Raw genomic sequence first — 17903 nt, forward strand, 5'->3', positions numbered from 1 at the left:
ATTAATGAAACTAGTATTAATTTCACTTTTATTTATTTTAACATCTTGTGCTGAAAAGTATGGAATTATCGGTGGTGCCCAAAAGTCGACAGTATATTATGAAACGACATCTTGGGATTACTCGATGGGATTTGAATCTTATGAAATTGATTATAAGAATAAATCAGATACATACTTTATCGGCATGTCTTTTGAAAACGATATTTTCATTGGAAAATTTAGTTACTTTAAAAGCTCATATAAAGACAAGTTAATTGACGAAAATGGCACTGACCAGATTGCGAAATACAATGAGAATGGCTTTGAACTCACATATAGCTTTCCTTATAAATGGCTTCAACCACTTGCAGGAGTAAGACTTATAAAAAATGATTTTGAAAGTAGTAATCAAAGTTCATTTGAAAGAACCTTATTCTTTGTTATAGGCCTTGATGTTGAATATAAATTCAACGAACGATTTGCTCTCTATGCTGGATATCATTATGATATAGAAATGATGTTTTTATATTCGAGTGCCAATGATGAAAAAAAATATCATTCAAATATTGTAGCTGGTTTTCGCTTTATCGTATTTTAAGACTTAAACTTATCCCACAACTCTAGGAGCTTTATTGGAATAGGCTCCTTAAGTTGTGATATCTTATATTGCTCATAAAGATACTTATTAGCTCTATCCTCTGCGCTTTCATACAAATCATTGCGTTCTTCTTGAATTGATAGATCACTTTGACAGTTCCCACCATCCTCTTGATTCGCTTCACATGGATTAAATGCAATACATCCGTAAGGTTTATGATCAACACCTAGTCCACAACCAAAACTTGGATAAAAATAGAAAGGGCATGTATATGACTTTCTAAAAAACTCTCCAGGGCCTATTTGAATATACTTATCTAGGCGAAACTCTGAAATACAATCTTCAAGCCTTTTCTTAGTTTCATCATTAAGAAGATTCTTCTCTTCAAGAACGGCCATAGCCTCTAGAGCCTCAATTGAAGTCATTTGCATCGAATTTGCTTCATACGTACAACATCGGCCAGTACACTTAAGACAATCAAGACCAGAAGCTTCATTAGCAAACATTTGCTCGACAAGAAGCTCTCGACGCTTCTTTGCTGGTTTCAATGATGTATTTGAATATACTTGCTCCAAGGCACTTTTAAAGCTCAAAGAATTCCTCTTCTAGTATTTGCTTACTTCCACTTTCTTTAACAGTTACCTGCTCAAATGAAAGGGCTTCCTTTTGATAGGCTAACATCTCTTCTTCCGATATGGCCTTAGTAACTTTCATTTTTCGAAGGATTGAGTTAACTGTTGTCGTTGCATACTCAGTTAGCTTCTTGTCTCTAAACGATTGTGAATAAATTTTTGGATTAGGAAGTAACATTGCTAAAAAAGCAGATTCTTTTGGATTCAAATCAGCAGGGCGCTTTTTAAAATAGTACCAACTTGCGTCTTTTATTCCATACAAGCCTTTTCCAAATTCAATGACATTCAAATAGGTTTCAAGAATTCGATTCTTTGATAACTTTTCTTCTAAATACATTGTCGTAAAAAGTTCAAAGACTTTTCGTTCAAGACTTCTTTCACTCTTAGTATAAAGATTCTTTGCAAGCTGCTGAGAAATTGTACTTGCACCTCTCAACTTCTCACCTTTTAAGTGATCAGTAACAGCATGATAGATTTGTCTAAAATCGACACCTTGGTGTTCATAAAATGACCAATCTTCACTAACAATGAAGGCATAGTAAACATGCTTCGGCATAGTATTGATATAGGCCCAATTGCGAGGTCTCTTACTTGTTACAAGATAAGACACATCTTCATTCTTTACAGTCGTTTTAACATAACCACTGGCCAGTCTATTAATGTTTAGAACGGGCACACGTGATAATACATAGCCTGCTAAGACAAATAGAAAGATGATAAATAGGAACGTAATTTTCTTGAACATTTCTCGCACTTTAACACAAAAACTCGATTCTTGAATAGTCTATCAAAGTGAACAACTACTGTATCAACGAATGTAAATTTAACAACTTAGACTCAACTAAAGCGGCATTATTTACCCTTTTTTCTAAGAGCTCATCAAATTCTACGTAAAGCATGAATTTATCCCGATTTTGTTTGTAACCACACACAATCAAACGGAGTTGTTTATGTTGAAGAAGTCATGTCAAATGATAGCGGCATCCTATTGCCTAATTTTCACCAATATTTCCACGGCCTATGCTAATGATCTTAATGAGAAACCAGCATTTCCTATTGGAAAAATCAACCAGCTGAATGCTAATTATACAAGTCCTAAAGGGACGGGAACAAGTAAAGAAATTTCAATTAAGGGCTTTGGAGACTTTATCAATCCAAATCTAGAAGTTGAAAACTATGGTGGAACATTAATCTTTTCTATTGATAACGAATCTTTTGAGTTAGACCTTTCATCACTTCAAATCAACGATGCCGATAAAATTGGAATCTCAAATATTAATTACAATAACGGCGACACTAATATTGGATTGAACTTAAACCAAGTACAAGCTAGTGGAGAAGGATTTTCAACTCGTCTATCCGGAACAAGCTTAGAGTGTCAAAAGCAAAGCCGTGAAGGTAATGAATACGAGCAGCTTCTACAAAACTGTTTTAATTATCTTAGTCTAAATGTTGGTAGTGCATTTTTTCAAAGTAGCGAGAGAAGTTTCTACAATCTAACAAATGAATATGAAACTCTTGGAAGTGCTGTCGAAATTGATGACTTAAAGCTTAATATTCGTGGTGGAAAGTTTGATGGCCACCTTAAAGGAAATGTTTCTAAAGGTGTAAAAGTTAAGTTTGAAGGACGTGCATCTTACGACCTTGGAAATAAAATTGTTAATATTAGAATTGATAAGGCAAAAGCTGGACTATTTAATGTTCGTCGTACAATTTTCAAAGAATTAGAAAGATTTGAAAATGATAAAATCGAAATCGACGAGCCAAATATTTATATTATTCTACAAGAATAAAATATATGAGAGGATCTTAATTGATCCTCTCCATTAATTCTTCATTTGAATTTAAAATCGTAATCAACTCAAAGTGCTCTTTCGAGATAAATCCCTCAGCAACTGAATTTTCAATATGTTTAATTAAATGATCAAAGTAGCCGTTTACATTAACTAAATAGATTGGCTTCTTGTGATATTGAAGCTGTGCCCATGTTGTAATTTCAAATAATTCATCAAGTGTTCCAAACCCACCAGGATAAGTCACGAAGACATCTGAAAGCTCATACATTCTTTCTTTACGAGTATGCATTGTATCCACTTCTATAAACTCAGTTAGACCTTGATGCCCTACTTCCCAATCAATAAGAGACTTTGGCATAACACCAATAACGTGTCCGTCTTTAGCCAGCATTGTATCTGCAATCTTCCCCATTACACCAATAGAGGCACCACCATAAACGAGGTAGTGGCCGTTACCGACAAGTTTCTCACCTAAGTCCTTGGCATAATTTAGATACGTTTCACCCTTTCCACTTGATGATCCACAAAATACACATACTCTCATTTTATTCTCCAACTTCTTTATTCAAATCTTCTAGCGAAAGAAGAGATTTAGCGTTCTTCTTTAAATATAAAAAGTATTCTTGATTTCCACTCTTACGTCCTTTAATTACACAAGGCTTAAATCCAAGAATCCCAAGTCCCATGGCCTCACATTGAATCTTCATTTCTTCAACGGCCCTTAGAACATAACTATTATCTTTTACAATTCCCTTCTTACCAATACCATCTCTTCCAACTTCAAATTGAGGTTTAAAAAGAACGATCATTTCAGCATCGTCATTACTGATATCAACTAAATTTTTCCAAATCAAGTTCAGGGAAATAAATGAAAGGTCAACAACACAAAGATCAACAGCTTTGTCTAACTTATGAAGCTCCCTTATATTTGTTCCTTCGAGGTTTACCACTCTAGCATCACTAACAAGACTTGGTGCAAGTTGTCCATGCCCAACGTCAATGGCAAAGACTTTAGAGGCTCCATGATTTAGGCAAAATTGCGTAAAACCACCAGTGCTGGCACCAACATCTGCGACTAATTTATTCTCAATAATAACATCAAATGCTTCGAGGGCACCGGCAATTTTATGAAAGCCACGGCCAACTTCTTCGCTACTTTCATTAAGTTGAACGTCATCGCTACTTGAAACTTTATATGACGTTTTAGTGACAACTTTACCCGCAACAGTAACTTTACCATCACCTATTACCTGTTGGGCACGACTGCGAGTAGCAACAAGGCCAAGCTCGACGAGTTTCTTATCTAATCTTTCAAAATTTTCTTCAGACATTAATGAACTACTGGTTTGATTTTAATTTTTGTTTTTTGTCCAAGCTCAGGTTCACTGAAAACAACATCACCTTCAGTTCCTAAATTAAGACTCAGTTCAAAACTCTTTGAGAGCGTTTTGGAAAGAACTCTCCCTTCTATTCTAACCATAGCACCTGGGCCATAGATTTCACCGCTATCAACAAATTGACCACTTAAGAGAAGATCGATCTTACTCTTCATCACAAATCGACTCATCTTTTCTGGCTGAATATTTTCTATGAAGTGAAGTTCACTCATGAGAATCGTTTGCCCTTCGAAGTCCTTTTCATGAGTCATCACAACTTCCACAAAAATTGTGGCATATGTGTTTAGACATAGAAGGAGAAGTAATAAAAACTTTTTAATCATTAAATTCACCAGTATAGACAAGTTTTGTCTGGCCCCCTAGATAGATGAAGCCATCGACTCTTTTAACAAATAGTATACCACCATTTGTGAGAAATTCTATTTCGTCTCTATGTTCATATTCCTTATCCCACAGCATACATGCCGCTGCGACATTCCCCGTCCCACAAGCAAAGGTCTCGGCCTCGACCCCACGTTCATATGTTCGAATACGCCACTCACCTTCATCAATTTGATTAATGAAGTTAGCATTTGAGCCTCGAGGGAAATCTTCATCAAAGCGAATGCGTCTGCCAACAGAATCAACATCAACTTCTTGCGCGTCATAGACCATAAATACACTGTGTTCAACACCAGTATTAATATAGTACGAATCCTGAGCATCTTCATATTTGCTAGAGAGATCGTATAGGTCAGCATCTTTAATGACGGCCATGTGAACCCAGATCACATCACCTTCAATACCCGAAGAGTAGAGCCCACTTCCCGTGGTAAATTTAAAGTCAGTATTCTTTGTTTGCGTCGTACGGCGATAGAAGTCAGTAATGGCGCGAGTTGCATTTCCACACATACTCTCTTCATTGCCATCGGCATTGAGGTAGCGCATATGAAAGTCATACTTGTCACTACTTTCCAGAAAAACCACACCATCGGCACCAATGCCAAAGCAGCGCTGACATAGTTGCTGCCATTTTTGTGTGTTGCCAACGTCTTGCTTCCCATCGCGATTATCAATGAGAATGAAGTCATTTCCATTAGAGCTATACTTACTAAACTTTGTCATAAATTAATCATTTCATTATTTTGCGTATTTGACTACTCCCGCCAATTACACATCGCACCACTGCCACATAGCAAAATTTTGTAGCCAGATTACCAAAACTTGGATAAATTTAAGTTTCAAAATTCCAATTGAGGGCCATTAGCTCAGTTGGTTAGAGCCCCCGGCTCATAACCGGGTGGTCGCAAGTTCAAGTCTTGCATGGCCCACCAAATATAAAAACCACCCTTGCGGTGGTTTTTTTATTTTCCACCAGCGGTACGCGCCACCTTTTGAAGATTACAACGACTTACAAATTTAAAATGACTTTTTTAGCTTCTATTAATGGATTATTTAACATTTTATAAATATCGCTAATACAGCATGACATCAAACATAAGAACGAACTTATACTCCAATCAAATTTTGGGAAAAACAAAAATAATTAACTGCTAAAGAATTGAAATACTCAAAAGGTGGCGCGTACTGATCAGGGAAGAGTTCTCAATCCATTGAAAACTCATAAATTAAAGAAATCAGCAATTTTCTGATTACTAAAAAGAAATAAATATTTATATAGTCTTACCTAATTGAGTAGCATACTCTAAGGCAGACTCAAGAGATTTTTTATGGCGTTTATCGCCAAACTCTTGATACTCAGACTTGATTTCAAAGAAGTAATCAACACCTAAATACTTACTCATTGTTTTCACGTGAGGCCCCAGATGGTTCATCATTTCTCTCATTCCGCCTGGCTCAAATCCAAATTCTCCACTTGAAGTACAAAGAATTAGCTTCTTTCCAGAAAGAATAGGTTCTAAAGGAAAGTCTCCTCTAGAGAGGTCAAAAGTGAAAGTCTCGTTAATTCTAATAATCTGATCAAACCATGCTTTTAGTATGGCCGGTAGCCCATAATTGTACATTGGTGAAGACAGAACAATAATATCGGCATCTCGAACTTCTTTAATATACAAATCAGATTCAGCAAGTAAGTCAATTTGAGATTGAGAGCGTTTATCATTTGGTGTAAATACCGCTGCTATCCAATCATTAGTAATAAAACTCGGTGGGCAATCTGCCAAGTTCCTATAAATGAATATAAACTCATCATCAACTCGTTCTTTAATACTGTCGACAATATTTCTTGCGAGTCTTCTTGAGATAGAGTTCCAACCTGAATTTTCATTATCTAACCGTCTCGGGCTAGAGTCTACATGTAATACTGTCTTCATAAACACTCCTTTATTTGTATTATGAAGAATAAGACTATTTTTACAAATGAAAGTTTATAAGCTATGAATGAATCTAATTCATCCATAAGGTGTAAAATGATTAACAATCTAAATAGTATAAAAGTTTTCTACCACGTTGCTAAAAACTTAAGTTTCAAGGATGCAGCTAACGAGCTATCACTAACACCAACGGCGGTATCTCACCAAATCAAAAACCTAGAAAATGATCTTGGGATAAAACTATTTATTAGAAAAACAAGAATGATAGAACTTACAAAGGAAGGAGAAATTCTTTTTAAAGGAGCGAACAAATCTCTCCAAGCAATCGATCAATCTCTAGGAGAAATAAATAAGAGAAAAAATGTCATTTCAATTTCAACAACAATGGCATTTGCAAGTCACTGCTTAATCCCCTATCTCGACAGTTTTGAAATAGAGAATCCTCAATATGAGATCGAAATTTACTCATCAAATAAATTAGAAAATTTAAATATGAGAGGTGATATTGATCTCTTTATTCGCTTTGGTCCAATTCCAAACAAAGACGTCATTATCCTAAAAAAAGAGAAATTAAGATTTTTCATTTCAAATCACGCATATGAAAAAGCTTTAAAAAGTAAATGTATCTTGCAAGTGGAGTGGGAAAATAAAAGCTTAGAAGTACAACAGACACCATCACTAAAAGGCTTTCATAAAGTTAAGAAGTTTCGCAGCGAGGAACATGCGCTCAAGGCAGCTATTAATGGACAGGGTGTCTTATTTTGTAGTGAAACAATTTGTCAAAATGACTTAGAAAACAACATTTTAAAGTATTTCAATACAAAGAAACATCTCGAAACCGATTATTATTACTATCTCACCACTAAGAAAGAGGGTAAAAAAATTGAAGACTTTAAAGGGTGGATCTCAGGTATATTGAACTAAATTTAGGTTAAGGTACGCGATACAAATCACAAAGTGAAATCAATTCCTCACCATAATAAAAGCCTTCTATTAAGAAGGCCCTTATTTTTAAAAATAAATTTAAGACTCAGCTGTGGTGGGATCAATAATAGTTCCAACCTTAGCAATACTAGTAATAGGAAAATCACCCTTATGTGCGTGTTCCCTAATAAGATCTTCATTAGGAGCAATGTACTCACAATAGATCTTATCATTTGTTACATAGCTTTGTACCCACTGAATACTTGGTCCCATTTCCTCTAAAACATCACAAGATTTCTGAGAGAGACCTTGTAGATCCTTTTGCGATAATTTACCAGCACCAGCAAGCTCCCTTTCAATGATGTATTTTGGCATGATAACTCCTTAGTTTAGATTATGTACGATGACTCTACACCTAAAGTGTTAACCAACTATCAAAATTAATAGTAGAAAGTATAATAGTGTTCAATCCATTTAGATCAACAACACTGAGGAAAAGTTATTTTGAAAAAATACTAATTATTCTCAATTCTGATTTTTTATTGAAATTATTCACCCAAATTTCCCCTCTTCCATACATAAGCCCCGTTGACTTACAGAAAAAGGAATCTTGATCTTGTTTTAGAATTATTCTTTTAATTTTTTTATTAATAATAGAATCGTAATTTTGTATAAATTCACTTTTGCTTTTCACAACTTTTTTCTCAGAAAGCCTCAGAGGATAGTTAATCATACTGGCAAGTTCTGTTTTTTTATCTTCTTTAATATGGCCAACTAACTTGTTGTGAAATTTCAAAAAGTCTTTTTTATCTGCAAGTCCGAGAGAATGCTTAACATTACAACCAGAACTTTCCTTTGTAACTGGAGTCAAAACTGGATCATTTGCAAAAGCACTCATGCTTATTAAAGTTATAATTAAATTTTTCATACATTTATCATCTCTTATTTTAAACAATATTCCCTTACTTAATTTCAGATATTTTCTTATAAGAGGTCTCAAAAGATGAAAATAGTTCTTCGCATCTATCAATAGCGTCATTTTCAGAAATAGTTGTCTCTGAACACTCTTTTCGAACAACATTATAAGAGTCTAAACTTCGAGCAGCAGATCGTCGTAGTTCTTTAAACTCATCACTTGTCGTTCTCTCAAAGAAAGGCTTTAGAGAGAGCATCTCTTTTTGAATCTTAAGTGAAGCAGAAATATTATCGAGTATGCCTCTTTCATGGTCATGAGCAACTTCGATTACAATATCCATAAGCCTAGGAGGCAACATATTTGAAAAGAGAGCTAATCCTAGGACCTTCTCAATTCCAATGGAATCATTTAAGACACTGCTTGGATTTGTATTAAGATATTGTGCAAATAATGTTGGTGAAATTTTCTTATAATTACTTTGAGAGCAAATATTAGAACAGAAAGACTTTATCGAGTTAGCTTTTAAAAGATCATCGACAATAATTCGTGCGCTAGTAGCGGCATTTGTCATCTCTCGCATTTTCTCTACTCGCGAGACCTCTTTATTATCCTTCTCATTATTTTTATCGTTTGATTCTTCAATAGCAGCATTAGGGATCACATTCTCTTCATCAGAATTATGTACTTCTTTATTATCATGCTTATTAGATTTTTTATTATTAACTTTAATTACTTGGGGGTCTGCGACTTTAATGCCCTTAACAACATAGACTGTCGTTCCTAAGAAAATCATATAGCTTACGATGACAATAGCTATGATTGCGATAATAAAAACCTTTATCAATTTTTTGAATAATTTAATAACTCTCTCCACGAATTAGTCTGTCTTTAGTTAATGGTGTGAATCTTCAGGTACCCAATAGGGTGCTGTAATAATCAAATAAATAAATTCGTCATTACCATCATTTATAAAGGCATGCTTTTCATTCGGTTTCGTATAGACCAAACTTCCGGCCTTAATATGATTTTCGACTCCATCAATAATTGCCCTTCCTGTACCGCTAATAACAAAGTATGACTCTTCTCTTTCTTTATGGTAATGCTCGTCTGATTTTGTACCTGCAGGAAGCTTTACAATTGCAACTGTATGGTGCTCGCTTGCACCTGTTGAGTCATGCCTTCCAACAAGTACGCTGAACATATCTCCACCTGGAAAAGTTTTAAAATTAACATCTTTTACTGAGTCGATAATTTTCATCAAATCTCCAATAATTTATAAGGTGGCGCGTACCTTTTTTTTAAACTTTTAGAATCGTATCTAAGACGATATCTGATACTTGATGTGATGACCAAGATGAAACTAAATTAGATGTTCTGATATAGACATAGCTAAAAAAACAAGACCCTAAGAACACAAGACATTTAAACTCAAATGGATATTGAGTATGTGTACTAACCATAATCAATGATGGAATAACTATCGCAATCCATTTATTGCGAAATAGAGCTAGAGTAACACCAACAAGTAGGGCCCTATAACTTATTTCTTCATAATAATTAGAGAAAATATTCCCAAGAATACTTTGAGAGTTAATTAGAAATTGAAAATCATATCCGCGGATTAACCAATAAATAATAAAAAGCACAGATAAAGCAAGAGCACTTACTATACCATATAAGAGGGCCGCCTTTATATTAACTAAATACTTTGGGAGTCTTATTACGCCTAATTTGTAAGCAATAAAAATCATAACATATGAGCAAATCGCGCTAAATATTGATCCATAAATAAGTAAGTGACTAAAAAAAAGCTTTGGTTTTAAAACACCGTTTTTAATATAACCATAGAAAAGATTCATTAAAATATCTTTCCCATAGTACCAACTTACATAATAAATAGTTATGGCCATGATAAATATGGCAACTCTTTTTAATAGTTCGCAATCTTCATAGTATAATTTTTCATTTAAATTAGAATTCATAACCTCTACTTTCATTTATTCTCATATAATCGTCTATTTCACTGGTGCATATATCATTTTCAATATAATGACAGAATTAATAGAATTGAGGTCATAATTGGAATCATTACAGAATACTGTCTGAAAAACATACAAGTCTAACTAAACTATACGGTACGCGCCATAAAAACGATGATTAGCTACAAGTAGGATCGATATCCACGTCGCAAATTCCGCACATCTCTTTCTTATCAGCATACTGTGTGTTTTCACAGTAGCCAGCATAGTCACCGTGGTCTAAGTGATCTTGAACTGCGTTCTTATTGATTGTGATTTCCTTGGCTTTATCTGGATTTCCTGGAGGCACGTGACAGATAATAATCTTGTTACCTTGCTTTGGGCATCTAAGAAGTGGTCTTCCTTTGGCGAAGATAGAAGACGTTGCCATGGCCAATACTAAAAATGTGATTGTTGCTTTCATAATTCCTCCAAAATCTCCTTTATTATAACATCAAATAAGGAAGCTCCTGCTTTTGTTAAACCATTAAAAATACGAGATTTTTCAAGATTACTTTAATCAATAATTAATATTCAAACACTCAACATATTGAAATCCTTATGTATAATTATGAGTGATCGAAAATTTTGAGGGATATATGCCAAATACAAAAATCAGAGAAAGTTACGACTATATTATTATTGGATCAGGTTTCGGCGGTTCGGTTTCAGCACTAAGACTTGCTGAAAAAGGATACAGCGTCTTAGTCGTTGAAAAAGGGAAAGACTTCTCTGATACAACGAAGTTTCCAAAAACTAATTGGAATCTTCCAAGGTGGATGTGGCTTCCTCAGTTGAAGTTCTTTGGTATTCAGCAACTGACCTTCTTTAAGCATATCTCAGTTCTAAGTGGTGTTGGAGTTGGCGGCGGCTCACTTGTCTACGCTAATACTCTACCAAAGCCCAAATCACAGTTCTTTAATCATGGCCCTTGGAAGAATTTGAATAATTGGGAAGAAGAACTATCACCTTACTACGATCTTGCATGGAAGATGCTTGGAGCAGAAAAGACAAGACACTATGGTGATGCAGATCATACGATGCTTGAGCTTGCTAAAAATATTGGACGTGAAGAATATTTTGATTCAACAAAAGTCTCCGTCTATTTTGGAGAAGAAGGTAAAGAAGGTGTTGAAGTAGCAGATCCATACTTTAATGGGAAAGGCCCAAGCCGCTCTGGCTGTATCTCATGCGGTGCCTGCATGACAGGTTGTCGTCATAATGCAAAGAATACTCTTGATAAGAATTACCTCTATCTCGCACGACAGCTTGGTGTTGATATTCTTGCTGAAAATAAAGCAGTAAAAGTTTCACCTCTCGATGGTGCAAGTGGAAAGACTGGCTACGAAGTTGTTTTAAAAGAATCGACAAAGTACTTTGGAAAAAAAAGAAACCTGAAGGCCAATGGGGTTATCTTTAGTGCAGGTGTTCTAGGAACTATTAACTTACTACTTGATTTAAAAAAGACAACGCTTCCAAAATTATCACCAGCTCTCGGTGATACTATCAGAACAAATAATGAAGCGCTTATTCTCAATACGACCTATAGGAAAGATATTGATATGACCAAGGGAGTTGCTATTGGTTCAATTATCGACATTGATGAGCACTCTCATCTTGAGCCAACTCGTTACGGCAAAGGATCGGGATTCTGGCGTGTGCTTATGGTTCCAATGATTTCAGAGCCTAATTTCTTTTTAAGAATGATTAAGCTTGCGATAGAGACATTAAGAGATCCTATTAAGTGGTTTAAAGTTTTAACAGTAAAAGATTTCGCAAAACAAACAAATATCCATCTATTTATGCAGCACCTTGATAGTACTCTAAAATTCACAAAGGGTATTTTTGGAATGAAGTCAGTTCTCTCAAAAGGAGAGGCCCCTACTGCGTTTATTAAAACAGCACATCAAATGGCCAAAGAGTACTGTAAAATCATTGATGGAAAGCCAATGGTTATGTTTACTGAAACCTTAACAGGGATTCCTTCGACGGCACATATTCTGGGAGGAGCATGTATGGGAGAAAGTGAAAAAGAAGGTGTTATCGACAAAGACAATAAAGTATTCAATTACGAAAATATGTATGTCTTTGACGGATCAATGATCTCAGCGAATCCTGGAGTTAATCCTTCATTATCGATTACTGCAATTACTGAATATGGAATGAGTAAAATACCAGCGAAGAGCAATTAAGATACTGGTGGCCACTTAAGGCCACCTACTTCCCATGCCAAACGACAGAATATAAATCATGTCTGCGATCTTTTAAATTTTTCACAGCTCCATTTTGTCTTGCTTCTAAAAGTGTATCAATTCTTAAGTCTGCAATTGCGACCATCTCAACATTTGGCGTTGTATCTGCAGCAATTCCATCTTTTGCAAAAGGAAAGTCACATGGAGTTAGAATACAACTTTGAGCGTATTGGATATCGACATTGTTTACACGAGGAAGGTTTCCAACATTTCCGGCCATGGCCACATAGATTTGATTTTCAATGGCACGGGCCTGACAACAAAACTTCACACGACAATAGGCTTGTCGGTTATCAGTTAAGAATGGAACAAAGAGAATGTTTATCCCTTGATTGGCGAGGTGTCTTGTGAGCTCTGGAAACTCACTATCGTAACAGATTAAAACACCAATCGGGCCACAGTCAGTATCAATAACCTTAACCTCATCTCCCCCTTCAATATTCCACCAATATTGTTCATCAGGCGTTGGGTGGATTTTTGCTTGTTCGTGAATCTGTCCATCACGAAGGCAAATATAGCTAATATTATGGACACGATCCCCGACTTTAGTCGGATGAGAACCAGCGATAATATTGACGTTATACTTTACAGCGAGGCGCTGAAAGAGCGCTTTTACATCTTCTGTGTAAGCAGTCATATGCTCAATTGCAACATTGGCCTCAACTTCTTCATTTTTGATTGAAAGCAGCTGCATCGTAAACAATTCTGGAAATAGAACGAAGTCAGCACGATAGTCTGCCGTTACATCTACATAGTATTCAACAAGATCTTCAAACTCCTTGAAGCTAGAAATACCTCGTTGTTGATACTGAACACTTACGACTCGAACTGAATTTTGCTGAACAGGGCGATCTTTCTTACTCTCTTGCGCTTGATATTCAGGGTTCTCCCAAATCAAGTGAACTCCATATCCCATCGACTCTTTATCAGTAGGAAGATATTTTTCAAGAACACCTAAAACTTCAAAACCATTTCGAAGTTGGAAGCCAAGAGTTGTATCTCTAATTTTTTTCTCTTTTACTTTTTCAATATAATCTTCAACACTTTCAACTTGTTTGATACGTCGATGTAAACTTGGAATACGACCGACAAATACGATACCTTTTAATCGCTCATACTTAACAAGTCTTTTTCTAGCATTATATAATCTTTGACCTATTCGATGACCACGAATTGATGGGTCGACACAAGTTTCATAACCATAGAGATAATCACCATCTTCGTCATGAGTCGAGCCATATCCCCTTCCTGTAATACTGGCCCATGTGTGTTTTTTAAATACTGTTTTTTCAGGAAGTAGAATACTTGCCGAGTAACCAACAATTTTACCATTTAGTGTAGCAACAAAGTTTCCTTCTGGATAATTTGTAATCTGACCGCGAATCATTCCCTTTGTATAATCATCAGGAAACCCAGTATAAGAACGGGCCACTAAATCATGAATTCCATCAATATCTTTTAAATTAGAAAGCCTTACTTCAAGCTTCACATCTTTTGCTTTTATCGTCATTTCATCATCCTTGATAAATCTATTTTATCAATAAAATCGCTGCTTTCAAGGCTCACTTAAGTATTTAAAATCTTTAGAGAAAATAAAGCTTTTTTACAATTTTGGACCATGTTACAATTAACATATGACAGCAAAGCGTGATGAATTCACTATCATTACTACATTCAACTGCAATTGGGATTGTACTTACTGCATTATTGATACTCATGAGCGCAATAAAAAGAATCCAATTAGCAAGGAGATGCTGCTCGACAAAGTTTACTCTGTTACAGAAGGTGCACAAGTAAGCTTAAGCGGGGGTGAGCCTGGCCTTATCGATCCCAAAACAATGGAAAAGGTTTTTGATCATTTAGTAAAACTGAATTGTACTATTGATGTTTTTACAAATGGTCTTTTTATCAAAAGATACGGTGATAAGTATTTAAAACATATTGATGAAGTCCTTTATCACTGTGTTGAGTATCTAGATCACGAAATCGAATTTCCTGACTTAGATGAAGAACAAGTCACCTACGTAATTATTGTAACAAATGATAATCATCATCAAGTTGATGACTTCCTTGATCGCTACCCTCATATTTCATTCAAACTGGCCTGTAACTCGAAACATGGCCAAACCCTGAACCGTGGTGATGCCTTTAAGCTATTTATGAGAAATAAGCATAGAATTAGCGAAGATAGTTTTGAAACTCTCTTCCGCTATCACTGTGATTGTAACCTTATCTAATAATAGACCTTGATCGAACTACTTAACTCGTCTCTTAGAACTTGAGCAAAGTCTAAAATAGCACCGTTTTGATTAACAAGATTTAACCAATCATTCGCAGTCATTTCGACAAATTCATTATGAGCAACGAGTGTTAGAACAAAATCAAAGCCGCTGTTTTTATCTTTTTTATGATCACGATAAGGATCATAAGCTTCGACAACTCGATCACTTATATTCTTGAGTTCTTCATAGACTTGCATCGCTCTAGAGTCTCTAAAGTCATTACAATTCTTTTTATACGTAAGACCTAGTACGAGAATTTTATCATTATTCTTAGTTAAGGAAATAACCCTACTTACAATAGACTCAACCATGGAATCATTTATACGGCGTGAGTGAAGTATTATAGAATCTGAAGAGTTATCTAGGAACTTAGAAAGGTAGTGCGGATCAACACTAATACAGTGTCCACCGACAAGGCCCTTATTAACATTTGGGAAATTCCACTTTGTTCGTGCAAGCCTTAGGGCCTCATTGAAATCGATACCTTTGCTTATTGCACCAAGATAGAATTCATTCATCATAGCGATATTGATATCTCTAGACGTATTTTCTAGAAGCTTAGCAAATTCACTTGCAATGATGTCATAGCTTCTCTCAACTTGCTTAAATATCTTATTATAAATTCCAACAAGTTCTTCAAGCTTCTCACTAGACTCACAGGCTACAACCTTAACAATGTCTTCAAACGCTACAGTATTATCACTGGGACTAATTCTTTCAGGAGAAAAAGCAAAGTTCACATCATCCCTACCAAGATACTCTTTAAGCGCGTTTGTTGTACCAGGTACGACAGTTGATTCGATAACTATCGTATCTCCAGGGTACAGGTAATCTCTAAGCCCCTCTATGGCCTTAATAACAAGATCCTGGTTTGGTTGTTGATTAGAGTCTATAGGAGTTGGAACCGTAATTAGATAGAAATTAACGGCCTTTAAAGCAGATACATCCGAGCTGAAATCACAGCCACATTCAAGGATGTCACTTTTAGAGAATTGATTAGACGGATCGACACCTTCCTTTAGAAGGTTGATCTTTTCTTCATCAATATCATAGGCAATTGTTTCAAAGAATTGTGGGAATCTAACAGCTAAGTTGATTCCCACATATCCGACACCGATAATGGCGATTTTTGTCTTATTCATTTTTTTATTCTAAAGGTGCTATAGGAATAGAGCAAACCTCTTCATACTTATGTGCATCTTCACCATTACAAAGAGCATTCATTAGTAGATTTACTCTAAACTTGAGTTCATCATTTTCACGCTTAAGCTCTTTAATGGCGGCAGTGTTTACTGCTGGCATTTTTGTATATTGAACACTCTTCATTCCCTTCTCATCAGTAGAAACAACTTCAGGAAATACTTTCTCAATCTCTTGAGCGATATATCCTATATCGCGTCTATTATTAGAGTTCCAAACAAATTCGACACCTCTAATCTCACTGATTTTTTCTAAAACGTTTTCAAGCTCAACGATATCGTGCTTAGACCTTCTATCAGATTTGAAGTCAATATAAGAACCATCATACATCTGTAGAACTCTTGTTGCAGTAGTTCCGGAATCATCACCCATAATTACATCTCCATAAATTCTTAAATTTGTAGTACCTGTTGAACGTCCAACATTAACAGTACCTCCTCTTGGGTTAAGATTTAGCTCTCTAGTAATTAGAGTATTTGCAGGAGCAGGGTTTTTGAAAGTTGCTTGTAGTGTATTATCATCTATTGATAAAAATGCCCTTGATTCTCTTTGAATCTTTAAAGGAGCAGTTTCTGTCAAACCATTGAAAACATCACTTGAACCATCAGGGCCACCAACTACAGTTGAACCAAACGGGTTGATGTTTAAAACTGGATTAAGCATTGAGCTTGGATCAGTACTGGCACTGTTTGCTGCCTGAATAGTGTCATCATCAATAACAATCGAATTCACACCACCATTATGAATTCTTAGAGGAGCGTTTGCAATGTTATTAACACTAATTTGTCCTGCTGTAACACTTCCCACTTGAGCAGAGTAATCTAATGGTACTTGAGCTTCTGGAGTACCTGCAGAGCGTGACTTTAAAGTTACTTGTACACACTCCCCATTTGAATCAATCTCACCACCCAGAGCATCACAGACTGCATCTGTATACTGACTAGCACTTCCATAACATGATAGAACTGCACCAGTAGCGGAATTCAGAACAAAACTTAAAGGAAAGTCTCTAGAAACTTCAGTCATACCTACAGAACCTCTTCTAACCGCTTCAATATCTGCATCAAAACGCCCTTTCTGAAAAGTAATTCTAACGCTAGCATCTACCTTTGTTACGTTTACACCATTTTCAAGATAAATTGGTCCTGGTGCAGAAGTTGTTGTTGCAGACATTGCTTCAATATGTACAACACCGTCTGTCCCACCTAGCTCCTGATCTAAAGTATAAATCGTTTCAAAGTCTCCAGCGGCAGGTCCTGTTGAGCGCCTTATTTCGTTGAAGTTTAACGAAGAACCATTGGCCGTTGAACCAAATGATCTTCCATCGAAAGTTTTAAAACAAGAATCTTCATCAGCCAAAATTCCAGAAATTCTTTGGATCTCTTGTTGAATATTAAAAACTTGAGATGCACGCTTAGAAGTACGATTAATATTTCCAATCATATTAACAACTGCCAGAGAAAGGACACCGATAAGACCGGCCGCAACCATTACTTCAGCGAGAGTAAAACCAAATTGATTTGAGTTATTTTTCTTCTTCATTGAGACACCCCAGAAACATGCAATATGCTATAATTATAAATGTAATTAAAATTTG

Annotated in this window: 21 protein-coding genes and 1 tRNA gene; 6 read left to right on the top strand and 16 right to left on the bottom strand. The window is 35.7% G+C overall.

What is annotated here, in order from left to right:
* The first annotated feature begins 4 nt into the window (after window positions 1-4).
* Window positions 5-577, top strand: a complete 573-nt coding sequence (locus ABMA70_RS07825; RefSeq protein WP_392990601.1) for a hypothetical protein — start codon at window positions 5-7, stop codon at window positions 575-577.
* Here the strand turns inward: ABMA70_RS07825 and ABMA70_RS07830 are convergent.
* Together ABMA70_RS07830 and ABMA70_RS07835 are read right to left on the bottom strand one after the other, a co-directional pair.
* A complete protein-coding gene (locus ABMA70_RS07830; RefSeq protein ID WP_392990599.1) occupies window positions 574-1170 on the bottom strand; it encodes a hypothetical protein in 597 nt (198 codons plus the stop codon). The two genes, ABMA70_RS07825 and ABMA70_RS07830, sit on opposite strands and share 4 nt — an antisense overlap.
* Window positions 1160-1954 (bottom strand): transglycosylase domain-containing protein, encoded by a 795-nt coding sequence (locus ABMA70_RS07835; RefSeq protein WP_392990597.1) that lies wholly within the window; start codon window positions 1952-1954, stop codon window positions 1160-1162. The genes ABMA70_RS07830 and ABMA70_RS07835 overlap by 11 nt, the downstream gene beginning before the upstream one ends.
* Window positions 1955-2159: 205 nt before the next feature.
* Here ABMA70_RS07835 and ABMA70_RS07840 point away from each other — a divergent pair, with 205 nt between their 5' ends.
* The gene (locus tag ABMA70_RS07840; RefSeq protein ID WP_392990595.1) at window positions 2160-3002 is read left to right on the top strand and encodes a hypothetical protein; all 843 of its coding nucleotides are present in this window, start codon (window positions 2160-2162) and stop codon (window positions 3000-3002) included.
* 16 nt (window positions 3003-3018) lie between these two features.
* On the opposite strand, the gene ABMA70_RS07845 is transcribed toward ABMA70_RS07840, so the two are convergent.
* From ABMA70_RS07845 to dapF, 4 genes are read right to left on the bottom strand one after another with little or no spacing between them, the layout of a single operon-like run.
* Complete coding sequence (locus ABMA70_RS07845; RefSeq protein WP_103218793.1) at window positions 3019-3549, bottom strand: TIGR00730 family Rossman fold protein; 531 nt, start codon at window positions 3547-3549, stop codon at window positions 3019-3021.
* Between the two features lies 1 nt (window position 3550).
* On the bottom strand, window positions 3551-4336 hold the full coding sequence (locus ABMA70_RS07850; protein ID WP_103218792.1) for a TlyA family RNA methyltransferase: 786 nt from the start codon (window positions 4334-4336) through the stop codon (window positions 3551-3553).
* Window positions 4336-4725, bottom strand: coding sequence for a hypothetical protein (locus tag ABMA70_RS07855; RefSeq protein ID WP_103218791.1), 390 nt, complete (start codon window positions 4723-4725; stop codon window positions 4336-4338). The genes ABMA70_RS07850 and ABMA70_RS07855 overlap by 1 nt, the downstream gene beginning before the upstream one ends.
* Window positions 4718-5506, bottom strand: coding sequence for a diaminopimelate epimerase (dapF, locus tag ABMA70_RS07860; protein ID WP_392990592.1), 789 nt, complete (start codon window positions 5504-5506; stop codon window positions 4718-4720). The genes ABMA70_RS07855 and dapF overlap by 8 nt, the downstream gene beginning before the upstream one ends.
* A 132-nt stretch (window positions 5507-5638) precedes the next feature.
* On the opposite strand from dapF, the gene ABMA70_RS07865 reads away from it, so the two are divergent.
* A tRNA-Ile gene (locus ABMA70_RS07865) sits at window positions 5639-5715 on the top strand.
* A gap of 339 nt (window positions 5716-6054) precedes the next feature.
* Here ABMA70_RS07865 and ABMA70_RS07870 read toward each other — a convergent pair.
* Entirely contained in the window at window positions 6055-6714 is a 660-nt protein-coding gene (locus tag ABMA70_RS07870) for an FMN-dependent NADH-azoreductase (protein ID WP_392857761.1), read from the bottom strand.
* A gap of 96 nt (window positions 6715-6810) precedes the next feature.
* On the opposite strand from ABMA70_RS07870, the gene ABMA70_RS07875 reads away from it, so the two are divergent.
* Window positions 6811-7638, top strand: coding sequence for a LysR family transcriptional regulator (locus tag ABMA70_RS07875; RefSeq protein ID WP_392990590.1), 828 nt, complete (start codon window positions 6811-6813; stop codon window positions 7636-7638).
* 99 nt (window positions 7639-7737) lie between these two features.
* Here the strand turns inward: ABMA70_RS07875 and ABMA70_RS07880 are convergent, their stop codons facing one another.
* The 6 genes from ABMA70_RS07880 to ABMA70_RS07905 form a co-directional block, all read right to left on the bottom strand.
* Window positions 7738-8013, bottom strand: coding sequence for a DUF4242 domain-containing protein (locus tag ABMA70_RS07880; protein ID WP_392990588.1), 276 nt, complete (start codon window positions 8011-8013; stop codon window positions 7738-7740).
* Between the two features lie 124 nt (window positions 8014-8137).
* A complete protein-coding gene (locus ABMA70_RS07885; protein ID WP_392990586.1) occupies window positions 8138-8566 on the bottom strand; it encodes a hypothetical protein in 429 nt (142 codons plus the stop codon).
* 34 nt (window positions 8567-8600) lie between these two features.
* Window positions 8601-9398, bottom strand: a complete 798-nt coding sequence (locus ABMA70_RS07890) for a hypothetical protein (protein WP_392990585.1) — start codon at window positions 9396-9398, stop codon at window positions 8601-8603.
* A 48-nt stretch (window positions 9399-9446) separates the two neighbouring features.
* On the bottom strand, window positions 9447-9812 hold the full coding sequence (locus tag ABMA70_RS07895; RefSeq protein WP_103218786.1) for a cupin domain-containing protein: 366 nt from the start codon (window positions 9810-9812) through the stop codon (window positions 9447-9449).
* A gap of 40 nt (window positions 9813-9852) precedes the next feature.
* Window positions 9853-10551: a CPBP family intramembrane glutamic endopeptidase gene (locus ABMA70_RS07900; protein WP_103218785.1), complete on the bottom strand. Its 699-nt coding sequence runs from the start codon at window positions 10549-10551 to the stop codon at window positions 9853-9855.
* A 160-nt stretch (window positions 10552-10711) separates the two neighbouring features.
* Window positions 10712-10996 carry a hypothetical protein gene (locus ABMA70_RS07905; protein WP_392990583.1) on the bottom strand — a complete coding sequence of 95 codons (285 nt, stop codon included), beginning with the start codon at window positions 10994-10996 and terminating at the stop codon, window positions 10712-10714.
* 175 nt (window positions 10997-11171) lie between these two features.
* Here ABMA70_RS07905 and ABMA70_RS07910 point away from each other — a divergent pair, with 175 nt between their 5' ends.
* Window positions 11172-12764, top strand: coding sequence for a GMC oxidoreductase (locus ABMA70_RS07910; RefSeq protein WP_392990581.1), 1593 nt, complete (start codon window positions 11172-11174; stop codon window positions 12762-12764).
* 25 nt (window positions 12765-12789) lie between these two features.
* On the opposite strand, the gene ABMA70_RS07915 is transcribed toward ABMA70_RS07910, so the two are convergent.
* Entirely contained in the window at window positions 12790-14334 is a 1545-nt protein-coding gene (locus tag ABMA70_RS07915) for a GNAT family N-acetyltransferase (protein ID WP_392990580.1), read from the bottom strand.
* Window positions 14335-14458: 124 nt separating this feature from the next.
* Here ABMA70_RS07915 and ABMA70_RS07920 point away from each other — a divergent pair, with 124 nt between their 5' ends.
* Window positions 14459-15061: a radical SAM protein gene (locus ABMA70_RS07920; RefSeq protein WP_103218781.1), complete on the top strand. Its 603-nt coding sequence runs from the start codon at window positions 14459-14461 to the stop codon at window positions 15059-15061.
* Here the strand turns inward: ABMA70_RS07920 and ABMA70_RS07925 are convergent.
* Both ABMA70_RS07925 and ABMA70_RS07930 read right to left on the bottom strand, forming a co-directional pair.
* A complete protein-coding gene (locus ABMA70_RS07925) occupies window positions 15058-16248 on the bottom strand; it encodes a nucleotide sugar dehydrogenase (RefSeq protein WP_392990578.1) in 1191 nt (396 codons plus the stop codon). The genes ABMA70_RS07920 and ABMA70_RS07925 overlap by 4 nt on opposite strands.
* Window positions 16249-16252: 4 nt before the next feature.
* Window positions 16253-17848: a tail fiber domain-containing protein gene (locus tag ABMA70_RS07930; RefSeq protein WP_392990576.1), complete on the bottom strand. Its 1596-nt coding sequence runs from the start codon at window positions 17846-17848 to the stop codon at window positions 16253-16255.
* Window positions 17849-17903: the final 55 nt, after the last annotated feature.

This window comes from Halobacteriovorax sp. XZX-3 (assembly GCF_043196495.1).
GTDB lineage: Bacteria > Bdellovibrionota > Bacteriovoracia > Bacteriovoracales > Bacteriovoracaceae > Halobacteriovorax_A.